General features: G+C 75.7%; 16 protein-coding genes. 8 read left to right on the top strand and 8 right to left on the bottom strand.

The annotated features are described in order from the left end of the window. A partial coding sequence (locus IE170_RS02025; RefSeq protein WP_229884552.1) for an NAD(P)H-dependent amine dehydrogenase family protein occupies nt 1-858 on the top strand: 858 nt, incomplete at its 5' end. A gap of 5 nt (nt 859-863) precedes the next feature. Further along, nucleotides 864-1343: a carboxymuconolactone decarboxylase family protein gene (locus IE170_RS02030; protein ID WP_189807614.1), complete on the top strand. Its 480-nt coding sequence runs from the start codon at nt 864-866 to the stop codon at nt 1341-1343. Nucleotides 1344-1411: 68 nt separating this feature from the next. On the opposite strand, the gene IE170_RS02035 is transcribed toward IE170_RS02030, so the two are convergent. Together IE170_RS02035 and IE170_RS02040 are read right to left on the bottom strand one after the other, a co-directional pair. After that, complete coding sequence (locus IE170_RS02035) at nt 1412-3058, bottom strand: GMC oxidoreductase (RefSeq protein ID WP_189807525.1); 1647 nt, start codon at nt 3056-3058, stop codon at nt 1412-1414. Nucleotides 3059-3164: 106 nt separating this feature from the next. Beyond that, nucleotides 3165-4673: a DHA2 family efflux MFS transporter permease subunit gene (locus IE170_RS02040; RefSeq protein ID WP_229884561.1), complete on the bottom strand. Its 1509-nt coding sequence runs from the start codon at nt 4671-4673 to the stop codon at nt 3165-3167. Between the two features lie 231 nt (nt 4674-4904). On the opposite strand from IE170_RS02040, the gene IE170_RS33120 reads away from it, so the two are divergent. The 5 genes from IE170_RS33120 (at nt 4905) to IE170_RS02065 (ending at nt 12143) form a co-directional block, all read left to right on the top strand. Next, nucleotides 4905-8489, top strand: a complete 3585-nt coding sequence (locus tag IE170_RS33120) for a S8 family serine peptidase (RefSeq protein WP_268255632.1) — start codon at nt 4905-4907, stop codon at nt 8487-8489. A gap of 200 nt (nt 8490-8689) precedes the next feature. After that, on the top strand, nt 8690-9550 hold the full coding sequence (locus IE170_RS02050) for a hypothetical protein (protein WP_189807528.1): 861 nt from the start codon (nt 8690-8692) through the stop codon (nt 9548-9550). Nucleotides 9551-9865: 315 nt separating this feature from the next. Further along, on the top strand, nt 9866-11008 hold the full coding sequence (locus tag IE170_RS02055; protein WP_189807529.1) for a cytochrome P450: 1143 nt from the start codon (nt 9866-9868) through the stop codon (nt 11006-11008). A gap of 50 nt (nt 11009-11058) precedes the next feature. Next, entirely contained in the window at nt 11059-11913 is an 855-nt protein-coding gene (locus IE170_RS02060) for a hypothetical protein (RefSeq protein WP_189807530.1), read from the top strand. Beyond that, on the top strand, nt 11910-12143 hold the full coding sequence (locus tag IE170_RS02065; protein WP_189807531.1) for a hypothetical protein: 234 nt from the start codon (nt 11910-11912) through the stop codon (nt 12141-12143). Before IE170_RS02060 ends, IE170_RS02065 begins: the two co-directional genes overlap by 4 nt. Nucleotides 12144-12159: 16 nt before the next feature. On the opposite strand, the gene IE170_RS02070 is transcribed toward IE170_RS02065, so the two are convergent. The 4 genes from IE170_RS02070 to IE170_RS02085 all read right to left on the bottom strand — a co-directional run bounded on the left by IE170_RS02070 (nt 12160) and on the right by IE170_RS02085 (nt 15517). Continuing rightward, nucleotides 12160-12663: a gluconokinase gene (locus IE170_RS02070; RefSeq protein ID WP_189807615.1), complete on the bottom strand. Its 504-nt coding sequence runs from the start codon at nt 12661-12663 to the stop codon at nt 12160-12162. A 32-nt stretch (nt 12664-12695) separates the two neighbouring features. Next, nucleotides 12696-13046 carry a hypothetical protein gene (locus IE170_RS02075; RefSeq protein WP_189807532.1) on the bottom strand — a complete coding sequence of 117 codons (351 nt, stop codon included), beginning with the start codon at nt 13044-13046 and terminating at the stop codon, nt 12696-12698. Nucleotides 13047-13140: 94 nt separating this feature from the next. Next, nucleotides 13141-13524: a VOC family protein gene (locus tag IE170_RS02080; RefSeq protein WP_189807533.1), complete on the bottom strand. Its 384-nt coding sequence runs from the start codon at nt 13522-13524 to the stop codon at nt 13141-13143. 109 nt (nt 13525-13633) lie between these two features. Next, on the bottom strand, nt 13634-15517 hold the full coding sequence (locus IE170_RS02085; protein ID WP_189807534.1) for an ABC transporter ATP-binding protein: 1884 nt from the start codon (nt 15515-15517) through the stop codon (nt 13634-13636). Between the two features lie 238 nt (nt 15518-15755). On the opposite strand from IE170_RS02085, the gene IE170_RS02090 reads away from it, so the two are divergent. Next, complete coding sequence (locus IE170_RS02090) at nt 15756-16178, top strand: DUF350 domain-containing protein (RefSeq protein WP_125540728.1); 423 nt, start codon at nt 15756-15758, stop codon at nt 16176-16178. A gap of 93 nt (nt 16179-16271) precedes the next feature. On the opposite strand, the gene IE170_RS02095 is transcribed toward IE170_RS02090, so the two are convergent. Together IE170_RS02095 and IE170_RS02100 are read right to left on the bottom strand one after the other, a co-directional pair. Then, a complete protein-coding gene (locus IE170_RS02095; RefSeq protein ID WP_229884553.1) occupies nt 16272-17486 on the bottom strand; it encodes an acyltransferase family protein in 1215 nt (404 codons plus the stop codon). After that, nucleotides 17483-18532, bottom strand: coding sequence for an alpha/beta hydrolase (locus tag IE170_RS02100; RefSeq protein ID WP_189807535.1), 1050 nt, complete (start codon nt 18530-18532; stop codon nt 17483-17485). The genes IE170_RS02095 and IE170_RS02100 overlap by 4 nt, the downstream gene beginning before the upstream one ends. Between the last annotated feature and the right edge of the window lie 100 nt (nt 18533-18632).

Below are 18632 nucleotides of genomic sequence, written 5' to 3' on the forward strand. Positions count from 1 at the left end.
GCGACCGGCGACACCCGCCCGGACGCCGCCCTCGCCGACGTCACCCGCGCGATCCGCGCCGGCGCCGTCGTCGTCACCCCGGCCCTCTACCCCCTCTACGACCACCGCAACGCCCCGCCCGAGTTCCGCGACCCGGTGGCCGCCGCCGTCGCGGAGGGCGGGGGCTCCCTGTTCGCCTCGGGGGTCGACCCGGGCTGGGGCAACGACGTGCTGCCGGTGCTGCTCAGCGGCCTCGGCACCGCCGTCGACGCCATACGATGCCAGGAGATCTTCGACTACTCGACGTACGACCAGCCCGAATCCGTCCGCGACCTCGTCGGCATGGGCCGCCCCATGGACCACCAGCCGATGATGCTCCTGCCGTCCGTCCCCACCATGGTGTGGGGCGGGCAGATCCGCATGATGGCCCGCGCCCTCGGCGTCGAACTCGACGCGATCCGCGAGACGGTGGAGCGCCGCCCCCTGGATGAGACCGTCACCACCCGCTCCATGGGCGTCTTCGAGGCCGGTACCCAGGGCGCCGTCCGCTTCGAGGTGCAGGGCGTCGTCGCGGGCGAGCCGCGCCTCGTCATCGAGCACGTCACCCGCATCCACGCGTCCTGCGCCCCGGACTGGCCGCTGCCGCCGGGCGGCGGGGACGGCGCGCACCGCGTGGTCATCGAGGGCCGGCCGCGCATCGAGGTCACCGTCGAGGCGGAGGACGACGGCGAGAACCGGTCCGCGGGAGGGAACGCCACCGCCGTCGGCCGCCTGGTCGGCGCGATCGACTGGCTCGCGGACGCCGAACCCGGCCTCTACGACGCCCTCGACGTGCCGCTTCGCCCCGCCGTCGGCCGACTCGGAAGGGAACGGGCATGACGGACATGAGGATCGACGTCCCCGACGGGCAGCACCCGATCGAGTACGTGTGGGGCGACATGGTCCCCGGGATCGGGCCGGCCGCCGCGAACCTCTCCCTCGCGGTGTACGCGCACACGACGCTGGGGCTGCGGGAGTTCGAGGCGGCGCGGCTGCGCGTGGCGCAGATCAACGGCTGCATGTTCTGCCTCGACTGGCGCACCGAGCGCGACGGGCGGAAGGTCGAGGAGGAGTTCGCGGACGCGGTCGCCGAGTGGCGCACCACCGACCGCTTCGACGAGCGGACGCGGCTGGCCGCCGAGTACGCGGAGCGGTACGTCCTCGACCACCACGGCCTGGACGACGAGTTCTGGGGGCGGATGGGCGCGCACTACAGCCAGGTGGAGGTCGTGGAGCTGACCATGAGCATCGGCTCGTGGCTGGCGTTCGGCCGGCTCAACCGCGTGCTGGGCCTCGACGGCGTGTGCGTGCTGCCCGGGCACTGACGGCGGCGCGGCGGCGGTGCGGGGCCGGCCGGTCGGGCGGCCCCGGTCGTCCGCGCGGACGGGCCGCGCTACAGGTCGTGGGCGATGATGTGCTCGATGTTGCGCTCGGCGAGCGCGGTGATGGTGACGAACGGGTTGACGCTGGTGTTCCCCGGGATCAGCGCGCCGTCGATCACGTAGAGGCCCGCGTGGCCGTGGAGGCGGCCGTGGTTGTCGGTGGCCTTGTCGAGGACCGCGCCGCCGAGCGGGTGGTAGGTGAGGTGGTCGCCCCAGACCTTGCCGGCGCCGAACAGGTCGGAGCGGTAGATCGTGCCCTCCTTCGCGTTGATCCGGTCGAAGATCGTCTTTGCCATGTCGATGGACGGCTGCTTCCATGCCCGCTGCCAGTCGAGCTCGACGGCGCCCGTCGCCGCGTTGTACGTGAAGCGGCCGCGGTGCGGGTTGCGGGTGATGGACAGGTAGAAGGAGGCGTACGTCTCGATGCCGGTCGGCAGCGGTGCCACTTCGGCGAAGGCGCCTCCGGCGTCCCAGTTGTCGATGCCGCCGCAGGGGATGGCGGCCTGCACCTTGCCCGTGGGGTCCCACAGGTGGTTGGCGCGGCCGCACATGACGTTGCCGTTCTCGCCCCAGTGCCGGCCGATCTCGCCGTTCAGGCCGGGCAGGGCGCCGGTGGCCTTGAGCCGGACGAGGAGCTTGCTGGTGCCGACGCTGCCCGCGGCGAAGAAGACGCGGTCCGCGGTCACGGTCTTGGCGGCGGTGGTCGCGCCGCCGGTGTCGAGCTGGTCGACGGCGACGGTGTAGCCGCCGCCCGGCGCCGGCGTGACGGAGGTGACCCGGTGGAGCGCCGAGACGGTGACCCGGCCGGTGGCCGCGGCTCGGGCCAGGTAGGTCTGCTGGAGGGACTTCTTGCCGTGGTTGTTGCCGTAGAGGATCTCGCCGGCGACCGCCGACTTCGGGACGGTCCCGGCGGCCTCCTGCTCCATGTAGTCCCAGTCGTACACGTCGGGCACGAACACGAAGGGGAATCCGGCGCGCTGGGCGTGCCTGCGGCCGACGCGGGCGTACTGGTAGCAGGCCGCGGTGTCGAACCAGTCCGGGTCGACGAGGCCGACGCCCAGCTCGGCGTTGGCCCGCGGGTAGTAGGTCGCGTACATCTCCCCGGCGTCGACCGTGGGCAGGACGGCGGCGAAGTTCGGACGCCTGGGGGTGACGGCCATCCCGCCGTTGACGAGGGAGCCGCCGCCGACGCCGCGGCCCTGGTAGACGGTGATCCCGCCCAGCTCCTCGGCGTCGAGGATCCCGGTGTAGCGGGGGATGTCCTTGTCGAGGGGGAAGCCGAGGAAGCTGCTGAGGGGCTGCTTGGTGCGCGTGCGCAGCCAGTATGCGCGCCGGTCGGGGCTGGTGGTGTGGCAGAACACCTTGCCGTCCGGTCCGGGCGTGTCCCACGCCATGCCCATCTCCACCATGTGGACGGGGACGCCGGCCTGGGCGAGCCGCAGCGCGGCCACGGAGCCGCCGTAGCCGGTGCCGATGACGAGCACCGGCACGTGCGCCCCGGACACGAGGGGGCCGGCCGCCGAGGCGGGGCGCGCCGCGGCGCGGGCGGTGGCGGCGCCGGACAGCGCCATGGCACCGAGAAGAGAACCTGTTCCAGCGATGAATCCGCGCCGGGAGATCCCCGGCGATCCTTTTCCGTGCAGGGGATGGTCGTTCATGTGACGTTCCTCACTCTCTGGCGGTGCAACGAGTTCTACTGCCAGCTGCGAGTGAAGTCACGACACGCGTCCCGGTAACTTCCGGGCCGTCTTGAAGGCGCGCGGGTCAGGCGGCGGGCGGGGGAGCGGAGCCCGCACCCCCGGCCGGCGGTTCCAGCGGAGGAGCGGACAGAGAGCAGTGGGTGCGGCACTGCGGGTGGCACGAGGCGGCCGGCCGCGGACGGCGCACGGTCGTCCAGGCCAGGGCGGCGCCCGCCACCAGCACCGCCGCGCACCACACCATGGAGCGCGCGAACGCCTCGTCGAAGAGGTCCGGCGAGCGGTACGCCTCCGGGCCCATCCCGGCCAGCAGGGGGAGGGCGGCCACCGCCAGGAGCCCGGCCGCCCGCGCGACCGCGTTGTTGATGCCGCTGGCCAGGCCCGCCCGGCCCGGGTCCACCGAGGCCAGTACCGCCTCCGTCAGCGGCGCGACCAGCGTCACCATGCCCAGGCCCAGGACGACCATGGCGGGCAGCACGTCCGTCGCGTACGGGGCGCCGGGCCCGGCCCGCAGCATCAGCAGCATCCCGCCGGCGCACAGCAGCGGGCCGACGGTGAGCGGGATCCGCGGCCCGATCCGCTCCCCGAGGGCGCCCGACCGCGCCGACAGCAGCAGCATCAGCACGGTCGGCGGTAGCAGCGCGGCCCCGGAGGCGAGGGCGGAGTACCCGCAGACGACCTGGAGCTGGAGCACCACCAGGAAGAAGAAGCCGCCGAAGGCCGCGTACACGCACAGGGTGACCAGGTTGACCGCGGTGAACAGCCGGGACGCGAAGACGTCCGGCGGCACCATCGGGTGGGCCCGCTTCCGCTCGACGTACACGAACGCGGCCCCGAGCAGCACCGCGCCGACGGCGGAGGCGGTCACGAGCGCGGCCCCGGAGCGGGCCTCGATCAGCGCGTACGTCAGCAGGGCGAGGGCGGTCGCGCCGAGGAAGGCGCCGAGCACGTCGAACCGGCCGTGCGCCGCCGGGTCGCGTGATTCGGGCACGTGCCGCAGGGCGGCCGGCACGCACACGGCGGCCAGCGGCACGTTCAGCAGGAACACCCAGCGCCAGCCGGGCCCGTCCACCAGCCAGCCGCCCAGGAACGGCCCGACGGCCGCGCCCACCCCGCCGAACCCGGACCACAGGCCCACGGCGCGGGCGCGGTCGCCGGGGGCGATCGAGCCCTGGATCAGGGCCAGTGAACCGGGTGTCAGCAGGGCCCCGCCGACCCCCTGGAGGGCCCGGGCGGCGATCAGGACGCCCGCGTTCGGGGCGAGCCCGCACAGCAGGGAGCCGGCCGCGAACCACACGACGCCGAGCACGAAGATCCGCCGCCGCCCGAACCGGTCGCCGAGGGCGCCGCCGACGAGGATCAGGCCGGCCAGGGTGAGCAGGTACGCGTTGACGGTCCACTGCAGGACGGCCAGGTCGGCGCCGAGGTCCTGCCCGATCCGGGGCAGGGCCACGTTGACGACGGTCGAGTCGAGCAGGGCCATCGTCGAGCCCAGCACGGTGACGAAAACGATCCACCGCCCGCGCGCGGTCCCGAGGGGGACGCCGCCCGCGGCCGCGCCGGCGGCCGACGGCACGGCGGACCCGCCCGCCGACGCGGGCCCGGAGGGTGCGGAACCGGTCACTTCCCCAGGCTCGCGCGCCCGGCGGGCAAGGGCCACCCGGCGGGCAAGGGCCGGCGCCGGGGCGGGCGCACATACGGCGCATTAGGCGCTCTTGTAATGAGCATGACTCTCCTTCACCATGACCGCGCACGTCACGCACGCCTTATCCGCACAACCTGCACACGGCGTACGAGGAGACCACACGTGGCCCAACGCAACACACGACGATCCTTACGCGCGGCACTGGCCGCCCTCACCGCAGCACTGCTCCTGCCGCTCGGCGCCGGAGCCGCCGCCGCCGCACCGGACCCCGCCCCCTCCCCGGGCGCGGCCGAGCGCAAGATCGAGCCCAAGCTCCGCGCCCAGCTCGGCGACTCCGCCAAGGCGGCCTTCTGGGTCTACCTGGACAGCGCGGCCGACCTGACCGCCGCCCAGCGCCAGACCACCCGGACCGCCAAAGCGGAAACGGTTCTGCGCACCAAGCGCGACCACGCCGCGCGCACCCAGGCCGAGGTCCGCAAGGCCCTCGACAACGCCAAGGCCGAGTACACCTCCTTCTGGATCGTCAACGCCGTCCGCGTCGTCGGCACCGAGAAGCTCGCGGGCACCCTCGCCCAGCGCCCCGAGGTGTCCCGGATCGACGCCGACGACCGGATCACCCTGCCCACCCCCGCCGAGGGCAAGCGGGAGAAGGCCGCGGCCGACGCCGTCGAGTGGAACGTCGACCGCGTGAAGGCCCCGCAGGTGTGGGAGCAGCTCGGCGTGCGCGGCGAGGGCATCGTCGTCGCCAACATCGACAGCGGCGTCGACCACACCCACCCGGCCGTCGCCGGCCAGTACCGCGGCCGGAGCGCCGACGGCAGCCTCGACCACCACTACAACTGGTTCGACCCCGCCGGCGTCTGCCCCACCGCCGCGCCCTGCGACAACAACGACCACGGCACCCACACCATGGGCACGATGGTCGGCGACGACGGCGGCGCCAACAAGATCGGCGTCGCCCCCGGCGCCAAGTGGATCGCCGCCAAGGGCTGCGAGACCAACTCCTGCTCCGAGGCCTCGCTGCTCGCCGCCGGCCAGTGGATCGTCGCCCCGACCGACCTGAACGGCCAGAACCCGCGGCCCGACCTCGCCCCGCACGTCGTCAACAACTCCTGGGGCAGCTCGGCGCACGACGACTGGTACCGGCAGGTCGTCGACACCTGGCGGGCCGCCGGCATCTTCCCGGCCTTCTCCAACGGCAACGCCGGCCCCGGCTGCTCCACCAGCGGCTCGCCCGGCGACTACGCCGCCTCCTACAGCTCCGGCGCCTTCGACGTCAACGGCACCATCGCCTCCTTCTCCTCCCGCGGCGCGGGCCCCGGCGGCATCGTCAAGCCGAACATCGCCGCCCCGGGCGTGAACGTCCGCTCCTCCGTGCCCGGCGGCGCCTACGAGGCCTTCTCCGGCACCTCGATGGCCTCACCGCACACCGCGGCCACGGTGGCCCTGCTCTGGTCCGCCGCCCCCGCGCTGACGGGCGACATCGCCCAAACGGAGCAGCTTCTCGGCACCACCGCCCAGGACACCGACAACGGCCAGTGCGGAGGGACCGCCGCCAACAACAACGTGTTCGGCGAGGGCAAGCTCGACGCGCTCGCCGCCGTCTCCCAGGCCCCCCGCGGCCCGACCGGCGCCCTCGGCGGAACCGTGACCTCCGGCGGAGCCCCCGTCGCCGGCGCCAAGGTCACCGCCACCGGCCCGATCAGCCGTACGACGACCACCGCCGCCGACGGCACCTACGCCTTCCGCTCCCTCTCCGTCGGCACGTACACCGTGACCGCCGCGAAGTTCGGCTACGGCCAGGAGACCGCGACCGCGACGGTGGCCGAGAACACCACCGCCACCGGCGACCTCACCCTCACCCAGGCCCCCTCCGCCAGGCTCACCGGCACCGTCACCGCGCCGTCCGGACCCGCCGCGGGCGCCACCGTCACCATCGCCGACACGCCCGTCACGGCGACCGCCGACGACCGGGGCCGCTTCGAGGTCACCCTGCCGCACGGCAGCTACGACCTGCGGGCGACCCACTCCTCCCGCTGTGTGAGCCCCGGCACCGCCCGCGCCACCGTCGCCGGCGACACCGCGATCGAGGTCGCCCTGCCCGAGCGCACCGACGCCTACGGCCACGCCTGCGCCGCCTCCACCGGCACAGACCAGCCCGCCGGGGACCGGCAGCTCGCCCTGACCGGCGACAACACCACCGAGCGCGTCGACCTGCCCTTCCCGCTGCCGCTGTACGGCAAGACGTACGGGCAGGCCTGGATCGGCACCAACGGCACCGTCAGCTTCGGCGGCGCCCACACCGGCGACATCAACGGCGACCTGCCGAGCACCGCCACCCCCAACGCCGCGCTCTACCCGTTCTGGGACGACCTCGTCGTCGGCGCGGCCGGCAGCGGCTCCGGCGTCTTCACCGCCGTCAGGGGCACCGCCCCGCACCGGCAGTTCGTCATCGAGTGGCGCAACGTCTCCCACTGGTCGGCCCAGGCGGACAAGTTCTCCTTCTCCGCGGCCGTCGGCGAGGACGGAACCGTCACCTACTCCTACCGCGGCACCGGCGGCACCGGCATCAAGGGGGGCTCCACGGCCACGGTCGGCGTGGAGAACGCGACCGGCACCGATGCCTTCGCCTACTCCTTCAACACGCCCGTCATCAGCGACGGCCTGACCGTCTCCTTCCGCACCACCAAGAGCGGAGTCGTCACCGGCCGCGTCCTCGACGCCAACGACGGCAACGGCGTCGCCGGGGCCACCGTCACCGTCGGCACCGGCGACACCGCCGTCTCGGCGACGACCGCCCCGGACGGCGGGTACGTCGTCCAGAGCCCGTCCGGCAACCGGGCCGTCTCCATCACCGCCCCCGCCTACGAGGCGGCCACCGCCACGGTCGACGTGAAGGCCGCCGACGTCACCCGGGTCACCCAGTCGCTGCGCACCGGGCGCGTCACCGCGGCCAAGCCCGCGGTGGAGGTCGTCCTCCCGGCCGACCAGAAGCGGACCCGCACCCTCGACCTCACCAACCCGGGCCTCGGCACGGACTTCGCGGTGGCCGAGGACGCGCCCTGGCTGACGGCCACCCCGTCGGCCGGCACCCTGCCCACGGGCGGCCGGGCCACGGTCTCCCTGGCCGTGGACAGCGCCGGCCTCGCCGCCGGCACCGTCCTCACCGCCGACCTGAAGATCACCTCGGTGAGCGGGCGCAGCCCCGTCCTGACGGTCCCGGTCAAGGTCGTCGTCCCGCGCTACCAGGCCGCCCTGGACACGGGCTCCGACTACGCCTCCACCGACGCCCTCGGCGACGGCTGGTCCCCGGACCGCAAGTACACCGCCGGCTCGTACGGATACCAGGGCAGCTCGGCGGTGCGCAGCACCGGCCGCACCATCGCCGGCACGGACGACCAGCGGATGTTCCGCAACGCCCGCGAGGGGATGTACGAGTACCGCTTCGACAACGTCCCGAACGGCACGTACACGGTGGAGCTCGGCTTCGCGGAGCTGTCGTCCACCAAGCCGGACCGGCGCGTCTTCGACGTCCTCGTCGAGGGCAGGGAGGTGCTGCCCTCCCTGGACATCGCACTGGAGGCGGGCACCTACACCGCCCTGACGCGGAGCTACACGGTGACCGTCACGGACGGCGTGCTGAACGTCCGCTTCGTGACGCACTCCGGCTTCGGCAAGCCGCTGGTGAACACGCTGCGGGTGACGGACCGCCCCGACCAGGCCCCGCAGGCCGGCCGGGCCCGGTGACCGCGAGCACACCGGCCGCACCGGGCCGCGCCCGCTGACCGGAACCCCGGTTTCTGGTGAGGCGAGGCACGCACCCCGGGGCGGGGCGCCGCACGGCGCCCCGCCCCTTCCGCATGCCGCGCGGGCATTCGGGTGGCCGGAGGGCACCGCGCAGCGGCGCGTCCGGGCGGGCGGGCCGCCGGTCGTTAGCGTGGGGGACCATGACGCTCCAGAGCGACGCCGCCGAGCGGCCGGGGGACCCGTCGGGGCGGCCGGCACCGTCGCCCGCGGAACCGGAAGCCCCGCCCCCGCGGGAGGCGGACGTGCTGGCCGCCCGGGTGCGGGAGGCCCTGCACCGGGCCGGCTCCCGGGCCGCCTGGGCGGTCGGCGGCCCGCACGGCACCCTCGCCGGCTCCACCCCCCGCCGGCCCGCGGACGATGCCGCCCGGTCGGCCGCCCCGCCCGAAGAGGCCCCGTACGACGCCGGCGGCCTGGCCGGCGTCCTCGCGCTATGGCCCGTCCTCGGCGCCCTCGTCGCCGGGGAGACGCTGGGCCTGCACACCCCGCTCGCCGCCTACGGAGACCGCGCCGCGGCCGGGCTCCCCCCGGGGACCACGGCCCACCAGCTCCTCACCCACCGGGGCCCCGCCCACGACGGCGCCGGCGACACCGCCCTCACCCGCCTCGCCGAACACCTCGGCGGCGCCCCGCTCGGAGAACTCGCCGCCACCCTGGTCTGGCAGCCCCTCGCCATGGCCCGCACCCGCCTCGCCGACGGCGCCCTCCACACCACCCCCACCGACCTCGGCCGCTTCCTCACCCACCTCGTCTCCCCTTCCGACCACCCCGTCGCCCGCTCCTGGACCGACGGCTCCCTGCGCCTGCGCACCGGCGAACTCACCCCCGCCCGCGGCCTGCTGTGGCACCCGGCCCCCCACGGCACCTGGTCGTACGGGGACACCGCCGCGGTCTGGGTCAGCCCGCGCCACCGTCGCTGGGCCGTGCTGCTGCCCGCCGACGGGGACGGCCGGCCGCGGGCCGCGTTCCGCGAGGCCGTGTTCGCCCCGCCGACCGCCCCCTGACCCGCCCCGCCCCCGTACCGGGCGGCGCGTCGCCCGGACGGCTGCCGCCCGCACCGGTACCGGGAACGGCCCGGCTCCCGTCCCGCACGGCCCCGCACCGCGACCGGGGCGGCCGTACGGGCGCGCGCTCGGAGCGCGCCCCCTCCAAGATCGACGTACGGTGAGCCCCATGTCACCCACCGCTGGTTCCCCACCGCGCGGAGGCACCCCCTGCGCGACCTTCCCGAACCCGCTCCGTGCGGGCCACAGGGCCCGCAGGGGACAGGGCCGCCGCCGCGGCGGCCGGCGGGCCGACCCGGGGGAGGCGGTGCGGCCGTGACCGGTCCCGGAACGACCCGAGCGGTCGTCGCCCGCGGGCAGCGCGGGACGTCGCCGCGGGCCGGGCGGGCCGAATCCGTCCGGTTCGCCGCCACCCGCGCGCTCCCCTTCTTCGTCCGCGGCGTCCCCGGCACCCGCCCCGCCTTCCCGGCGGAGGTGCTGCGGGAGCTGCGCGACCGCCACGGCGGCGCGCCCGTCCTGGTGCACGGCATCTCCGGGCCCGTCCTCGTCCTGCTGGACCGCCGCGAGATGCGGCAGTTCTACGACCGCCCGGGCGCCGGCGCCCCCGGAGGGCCGGCCCCCGCGCTGCCGTCCGCGGAGGTGCTGCGGACCGTACTCGCCGAAGAGGTACGCGCGCCGGCCTCCGCCGCGACCCTCGAACTCGTCCGCCTCCGGCAGGCCGTCGCCAGGGCCGCCCGGAGGCTCGACCCCACCGCCGGCGCCGCGGCCGCAGCCCCCGCCGAGGGCCGGGCCGGAGCCGCCGGCCTGCTCGGCCGACTGCTGCGCCGCCGCGGGCCGCACCAGTCCGGGCCCGCCCGCGACACCCGCCCGGAACGCCACCCGCACCCCGGCCCCGGATGCCCCGCGCACCCTTGGGCGCCCGTCCTCGACAGCGTCCCCGCAACCGCCTTGCGCACCCTGCTCCTGCTCGGCGCCCACCCGGCCGAGCAGGCGGCCGCCGCCGCCGAGGCCGCCGCCCGCACGGACCCCCACGAACTGGCCCGGCTCCAAGGCTGCGTACAGGAGGCGCTGCGCCTCTACCCGGCGGTGCCCGACCTCGTCCGCACCACCACCACCGAGACCGTGTGGCGGGGCGTGCGCCACCCGGCGGGAACGCGCGTCCTGCTCCCCGCCCACTTCCACCAGCGCGACGCGGAACACGTCCCCGCCGCACACGTCTTCGTCCCCGGGAGGTGGAAGACCCCCGGGGCTGAGGAGGACCTCCGGATGGCCCCCTTCGGCCACGGACCCGGCCGCTGCCCCGGCAACCGCCTGGGCCTGCTGCTCACCACCGCACTGTGCGCCGAGGTGCTGCGCCGCAGCCGCATCACCGGCATCAGGCCGGTGCTCGACCCGCACGGGCCGCTGCCCGCGGTCCTCGACCCGCGCGCCGTCCGGCTCACCCTCACCCGTCGCTGACGCACCACCGGCGACGCCCTCCCCACCACCGACTTCCCCGCGAGGATCCCATGTCCGACGCCGTGACCTCCTCCGCGTCCACCGCACCGGACGCCGAGCTGCTGGGTGCCGTGTGCCGCGAACTCGCCGAGGCCGCCGACGCCGTCGCCGAGGCCGCCCGCTTCGCCACCGAACTCGCCCTGAGCCCCCGCTTCCCCGCCCACCGGCCCGGCCGGCCCCGCACCGGCGGCGCCGGCCCCCGCAGGCCCGGCGGGCACCGCCGCCGCAGGCGCGCCCGCCGCGCCCTGCTGCGCACCCTCACCGACCCCGCCGGTCTGGGCTGGGCCCCGCGCGGCCGCGGCGTCGCCCGGGCCGGCTGGCTCGCGGGCGTCCTCACCGGCCGGGAGAGCCTCGCCGTGAGCCTCGCGGTCTGCGGGCTGAAAGCCCGGATCCGGGCCGCCGGCCTCGACCGCGCCGGGCTGCTCGCCGACCCGGACGGGGCGGCCATCCTGCGCGCCGTGGACGAGGACCGGCAGGCGGCCGCCGTGCGCGGCTTCCGCCGCGTCATGCGCGAGCAGGGCGCGGAGCGGGCGTTCGCCCTGCTCACGCCCTCGTTCGCCGACCTGTTCGCCTGGAACGCGCTGACCGACGCGAACCCGTTCAACGACCACGCCGGCTGGCAGGTCGCGACAGGCCGCGCGGTGACCGCCGAACCGCTCCAGGGGCTCGGGGCGGCCGTACGCGCCTTCTTCGACCGGGACGGCGGGCGCGGGCACGGCCGCCGGCGGGGGAGGGCGCGGCGCCGCCGCACGCCGGCCGGTGCCGCCTCGGCGCGACCGCGGTCGGACCACCGCGGGTGCGTGCACACCCTCGGCCTCCTCGGCACGGGCGGCCTGCTCCTCGTCCAGCCCTGGCGGGCCCGGTGACGGCCGCGCCCCGGCTCCGGGCGGCCGCACCGGACCCCGCCGACGGCCTGCGCGCCCACTGCGAGGCGCTGCGCGTGCACGCGGACCGGCTGCGGGCAGCCGCCGGGGAACTGGAGCGGCAGGGGCCGCCCGCGGCGCCGTTCCGCGCCGAGGTCGCGGCCCTCGCCGAGCGCTGCTCGACCGCGGCGGACGGGCTGGCCCTGGCCGCGGCACGGCTCCAGGACCGCTGACGGCGGCAGCAGGACGTCAGGAAGACCGGGGACGGTCGGTCCACACGGCGGCGAGCGCCGCCAGGGCACCGGCCGCGGTCTCCTCGGGGGTGCCGGAGACGTCGACGACGGCACCGGGCTCGTCCGGACCGAGCGGCTCCAGCACCGCGAACTGCGAGTCCAGCAGGGCGGGGGGCATGAAGTGCCCGGTGCGCGCCGCAATCCGGCCCTCGATCAGCTGTCGGTCGCCCGCGAGGTGCACGAAGACGGCCTCGGGAACGGCCGCACGCAGCCGGTCGCGGTAGGCGCGCCTGAGCGCCGAGCAGGACACCACGGCGCCGGTGCCGGGGGGCCGCCCGCCCAGCCGGGCGGCGACGGCGTCGAGCCACGGCCGGCGGTCGTCGTCGTCCAAGGGGATCCCGGCGGTCATCTTCGCGACGTTCGCCGGCGGGTGGTGGTCGTCGCCCTCCGTGAACGGCAGGCCGAGCGCCTTCGCGAGGAGCCGCCCCACGGTCGTCTTCCCCGTCCCGGCCACACCCATCACCACCACGACGCGCCCGCCGCCCGCCGTACTCACAGGGCGGCCGCGTCCAGGGCGTCGGCCCGTCGCCGGAGGTCGGCGGCGAGGTCGTCCCAGTCGGGTCCGTGCAGGTGGAGACTGTCCGCCGCCTCCCGCATCAGCGCCGGTTCGTCCGGCCTCTGGAGGAGGACGAGCCGGTACGCGAGGTTGCGGATCCGCACGGGCAGGTACCCGTCGACCAGGTGCGGGGAGAGCTGCCTCAGCATGTCCAGGATCGCCTCGGCGTCGGCGAACGTCAGCTCCTCCAGGAAGGAGGCCTCGTCGTGCTCGCGGTCGCACGGCGGTGTCGGCCGGTACTCGTCCCCGAAGAGGCAGCGGGCGTGTTCTGTCAGGGTGGTGTGCACGCGCCCGAGCGTACGGCGCCGTGCTCCGCCGGAGGAGTCCGGGGCGCCGGCCCTGCCGGAGGGCCGGCGCCCGAAGCGCATCCGTGTCAGGCGCTCACGCCTGCGCTCCTGCGTTGCGCGGGGTGGTCTGCTGGACGGACCAGCGGTTTCCGTCCGGGTCGGTGAAGTAGACGAACGAGCCCCAGGGCATGTCCTGGATCGCGGTCGTCTCCACCCCGCGTCCCCTGAGGTCGGCGTGGGCCTCTTCGATGTCCTTGACGACGACTTGCAGGTTGTCGAGTGACCCCGGGGCCATCCGGGTGAGTCCCCGCCCCACGGCGATCGAGCAGGCCGACCCGGGCGGGGTCAGCTGCACGAACCGGATGTCGTCGCTGACCGTGACGTCGTGGTCGGCGTGGAAGCCGACCTGCTCGTAGAAGGCCTTCGCCCGGTCGACGTCGGTGACGGGGACGGCGACCAGTTCCAGCTTGATGTCCATCGCTCGCTCCATGCGTGGGGATTCGGGTCCTTGCGGCATCATGCGCCCCCGGCCGGTGTGCCGCCGCTCGGCGGCACGCCGGCCGGGGGCCTCGGGGGAGGTCCGGCGGTCACACGGCGGCCGGGGCGCCCTCGCCCGCCGCGAACTGCGTCCGGTACAACTCCTCGTACCGGCCGCCTGCGGCGAGCAGTTCGGCGTGTGTGCCGCGCTCGACGATCCGGCCGTCCTCGACGACCAGGATCAGGTCCGCCGCCTGCACCGTCGAGAGCCGGTGCGCGATGACGACGGCGGTCCGCCCGGCCAGCGCCTCGGCGAGAGCGTCCTGCACGGCGGCCTCCGAGGTGGAGTCCAGGTGCGCGGTGGCCTCGTCGAGGATGACCACCCGCTGCCGGGCCAGCAGCAGGCGGGCGATCGTCAGCCGCTGCCGCTCGCCGCCCGACAGCCGGTACCCGCGCTCCCCGACGATCGTGTCCAGGCCGTCCGGCAGCGCCGCGACCAGGTCGTCGAGCCGGGAGCGCCGCAGCGCCTCCCACACCTCCTCCTCGGTCGCGTCCGGCCGGGCCAGCAGCAGGTTCGAGCGGACGGACTCGTGGAAGAGGTGGCCGTCCTGCGTCACCATGCCGACGGTGTCGCGGATCGACTCGGCGGTCAGGTCCCGGACGTCGAGGCCGCCGATGCGGACGGCACCCTCGTCGGTGTCGTACAGCCGCGGCAGGAGCTGGGCGATGGTCGACTTGCCGGCACCGGAGGAGCCGACGAGGGCGACCATGCGGCCGGGTTCGGCACGGAACGACACCTCGTGCAGTACCCGTGTGCCGCCGCGGGCGTCGAGGGAGGCGACCTCCTCCAGCGAGGCGAGGGAGACCTTGTCGGCGGAGGGGTAGCCGAAGGAGACCCGGTCGAACTCGACGGAGACCGGCCCGTCAGGGACGGCCACGGCGTCCGGCTTCTGCGCGATGAGCGGTTCGAGGTCGAGGATCTCGAATACCCGCTCGAAGCTGACGAGGGCGCTCATCACCTCGACGCGCGCCCCGGCCAGCGCGGTAAGCGGGGCGTACAGCCTGGTCAGGAGCAGCGCGAGGGCGACGACGCTGCCGGCGTCGAGGCTGCCGCGCAGGGCGTGGTAGCCGCCGAGCCCGTACACGAGGGCCAGGGCCAGCGCCGAGACCAGCGTGAGCGCGGTGACGAACACCGACTGGGCCATCGCGGTGCGGATGCCGATGTCGCGGACCCGGCCGGCGCGGGCCGCGAACTCCGCCGACTCGTCGGCGGGCCGCCCGAACAGCTTGACGAGGGTGGCGCCCGGGGCGGAGAAACGCTCCGTCATCTGCGTGTTCATGGCGGCGTTGAGCGCGGCCGCCTCGCGCTGCATGGCCGCCATCCGCGTTCCCATCCGCCGCGCCGGCACGACGAACACGGGCAGCAGGAGCAGCGCAAGCAGGGTGATCCGCCAGGAGATGCCCAGCATGACGGCCAGGGCCACCAGCAGCGTCACCGTGTTGCCCACGACTCCGGAGAGGGTGTTGCTGAACGCCCGCTGCGCGCCGATCACGTCGTTGCCGAGGCGGCTGACGAGCGCGCCCGTCCGGGTCCGGGTGAAGAAGGCGACCGGCATCCGCTGCACGTGGTCGAAGACGGCGGTGCGCAGGTCGAGGATCAGGCCTTCGCCGAGCGCGGCCGACAGCCTGCGGGCGAGCAGCCCGAGCCCCGCCTCCGCGACGGCGACGGCGGCGATGAGCAGGGCCGGCCGGACCACGCCGGAGGCTTCCCGACCGTCGACGACGGCGCTGACGACCCTGCTGGCGAGGACCGGGGAGGCCACCGCCAGCAGGGCGGTCACGCTGCTGAGGACGAGGAACAGGGCGAGCCCGCGGCGGTGGGGGCGGGCGAAGGCGGCGATGCGGCGCAGGCTCGCCCGGGAGATCCGGCGGCGCTCCTGCCGGGCGTTGACCATGCCGTGCATCGAGGTCCAGGCGGTGACTTCCATGTCCATGTCCCGAACGGTAGAACCTCGATCTAACTCGAGGTCAACGCCGTGCCTCAACTCTCCCTGTGGCAGCCCTTTTTGCGGCAGTGCGACCGGGGGTGCCCGGAGACGGACCCCGGCCGCTCCCGACCGTTACCGACCTGCCCATGGTCCGGGGCGGGCGCGTGCGATAGATTCGGCCACTGCTCCGGCGCCCGCCACCGGTACCGACGATCCCCCGACCCCCGCGAAGACAGGCTTCTCAATGAGCGACATCATCGACGGACTCGGCCGCACCAGCGCCTACGGCGCGCTCGGCCTGGTCCTGCTGATCCTCGGCATCGTGCTGGTGGACGTGCTGACGCCCGGGAAGCTGCCGAAGCAGATCTGGGAGGAGCGCAACCGCAACGCGGCGATCACGCTCAGCTCGGCGCTCCTCGGCATCGGCGGCATCGTCTTCACCTCGATCTGGACGACGTACGACGACTTCGGCAAGGGCCTGATGTCCACGGCCGCGTTCGGCCTGCTCGGCCTGGTCCTGATGGCGATCGCCTTCGTCGTCCTGGACTGGGTCACCCCGGGCAAGCTCGGCGCCATAGTGGTCGACCCGGAGCCGCACCCGGCGGTGTGGGTGACGGCCTGCTGCAACCTGTCGGTCGCCGCGATCGTCGCCGCGTCCATCGCCTGACGGCCCGACGGGCCGCACCCGCAGAGCGCCGCCCCCCGGCAGGGGAGCGGCGCTCTCGCACGTACGGGCCCGGCCGCCGCTCGAGCGGCCCGGTCAGGCCAGGCCCAGCGCGAACGCCCCGAAGCCCGCCGCCAGCAGACCGGCGGCCGCCCGCCACGCCGCCGACACCCGCGTCCACGGTTCCTCGAACCGCCGCGCGTACCGGGCGATCCCCACCAGCAGCAGCGCGAACACCGGCAGCCACGCGGCCCGCGCCGCGATCCAGGCCGCGCCGTCGGGGGCCGTCGTCAGCCCCGCCACCCCGCCCGCGAACGCGGCGCCGGGCACGGCCGCCGCCAGCATCGCCGTCTGGTGCCAGCACAGCACCGTCATCGCGCACAGGTTGACCACCACCACCGGCGCCCACAGGGCGGGCCGGGCCAGCAGCCGCGCCAGCCGCTCCCGCAGCAGCACCGCCGCACCGGACTGCGCCGCGGCCAGGGCGAGCACGAGCAGCGACGGCGGGTGCGAGTTCGTCCGCGCCGCCCCCGGCACGCCGACCATCGACGCCGGATAGTGGAAGACCAGCAGCAGCACTGCGAACAGCACGGCCCCGCCGGCCAGCAGCAGCCGGGCGCCCCGCCGCCCGATCCGCCCCTCGCCCCACGCGACGCCCAGCTGATAGGCGAACAGCCAGCCCGGCAGCACGTTCAGCACCGCCACCCAGCCGGGCACGGACGCGGCGAACGGCCCGTACCGCAGGAAGTCCACCACGGCCACCGACGCGAACAGCGGGGCCGCCGCCCACCCGCCGAGGCGCCGCGCCGCCCGCACGCAGTACGGGGTCAGCGCCGTCACGACCAGGTACACGCCGACGAACCACAGCGGCTGCACCACGAGCGTCGCCGCGGTCCGCAGCGTCGCCTCCGGAACCCCGGCGGCGTACAGGACCGGCGCGGCCAGCGCCCACACGGCGGCGACCCCGAGCACCGGCCGTCCCAGCCGGGCGCACCTGCCGCGCAGCCACGCCCCGGCCGACCCCCGGCGCCGGTGGTAGGACAGCACCGACGCGTAGCCGCCGACCAGGAAGAAGACGCCGAGCATCTGCAGCACCCAGCTCGCCGGCGCGAGCGCCCCGACCGCCGAGAGGGGGCTGGCGTTGTGCAGGCCGCCGTCCGCGTCGACGGTGAACCCGCCGAGCATCCAGTGCCCGACGGGCACCGCCAGCAGGGCCAGCGCCCGCAGCCCGTCCACCGCCCGGTCCCGGTGCGCCGGCGTACACCGGTCGATCCGCTCGGCCGCCCGCCGCAGCCCGGCCGCGGCGCTCACCGGGCACCGCCCCGCGCGATCGAGGCGAACGCCGCCAGCGTGCCCGTACCCGGTGCGAGGTAGCCGGTGTGGCCGCGGACGTCGCCGGCGGGCACCCGCCGGGCACCGAATCCGGCCGCGACCGGGTCGGCTCCGTGGCCCAGCCCGGCGAAGCGGACGTTCGGCACGTCCGCGATCCAGTCGGACGGCCCCCGCGCCGCCCACACGCGGGCGCCGGTGCGCAGCTCCGCCGCCGACCCGGCGCGCAGCCCGGGCGAGCCGAAGACGACCACGTCCGCGGCGTCCGTGTCCCGCACCGCCAGGGCGCACACCACGGAGCCGTAACTGTGGCAGAACAGCGCCGGGTCGGGTGCGCCGACCGCGTCCAGCCCCCGTGCGAACCGCACCAGCCGCGCCGCGCCCGCCTCCGCGAGCCGGCCCGTCGCCGCGTCCAGGCCCACCCCGACAGGCGTGGTGTACCCGGCCCAGGCCACCACCGCCGTGTCCTCCCCGGCCGCGGCCCGCAGCGAACGGGCCATGCCGGCCGGGCCGGTGTGCGGAGCCCGGCCCGCGTCGTCGAACGTGGCGGCGTCGCTGTCGGACCCCGGTACCACCACGGCGAGGTGCCGCGCCCGCTCCAGGTCCCCGAACACCTCGGCGACGAGGCCGCGCCCGCGCGGGTCGAAGGCCAGCACCTGCCGCTGCGGCGACGCGAACGGCGCCCACCGGGCCTCGCCCGTCGCGAGCGCGGCCCGCCGGTTCGCCTCGTACCTCAGGGCGACGGGGGCGCCGTCCAGATTGCCGAGCACCAGCGGGTGGCGGCGCAGCAGCTCCTGCCGGCCCGCCCCGTCCAGCCCGGCGAAGAACCGGGCCACCTCCTGCGGCGAGGCCGTCGCCGGATCCGGCAGCGCACGCCCCGACACCGAGTCGGCCCGCCAGGCGGACGAACCCGGCGGCGGGCCGGCGACCACGGCCTGCCGGTCCCCGCCCGCTGCCCAGCCGGCGCTGCCCGCCACCACGGCCGACGCCAGTGCGGCCGCGGCCAGGGTCCTCGCGAAGCGGCCCATGTCCCCATCCCCTTTCCTCGTGGTGCCGAGGAAGGTAGGAAGGAGGTGCCGGCGGGCACGTCAGACCGGGGAGCCAACCCGCATGTCATACCCCGGTAGG

Source organism: Streptomyces toxytricini (assembly GCF_014649915.1).
Classification (GTDB): domain Bacteria; phylum Actinomycetota; class Actinomycetes; order Streptomycetales; family Streptomycetaceae; genus Streptomyces; species Streptomyces toxytricini.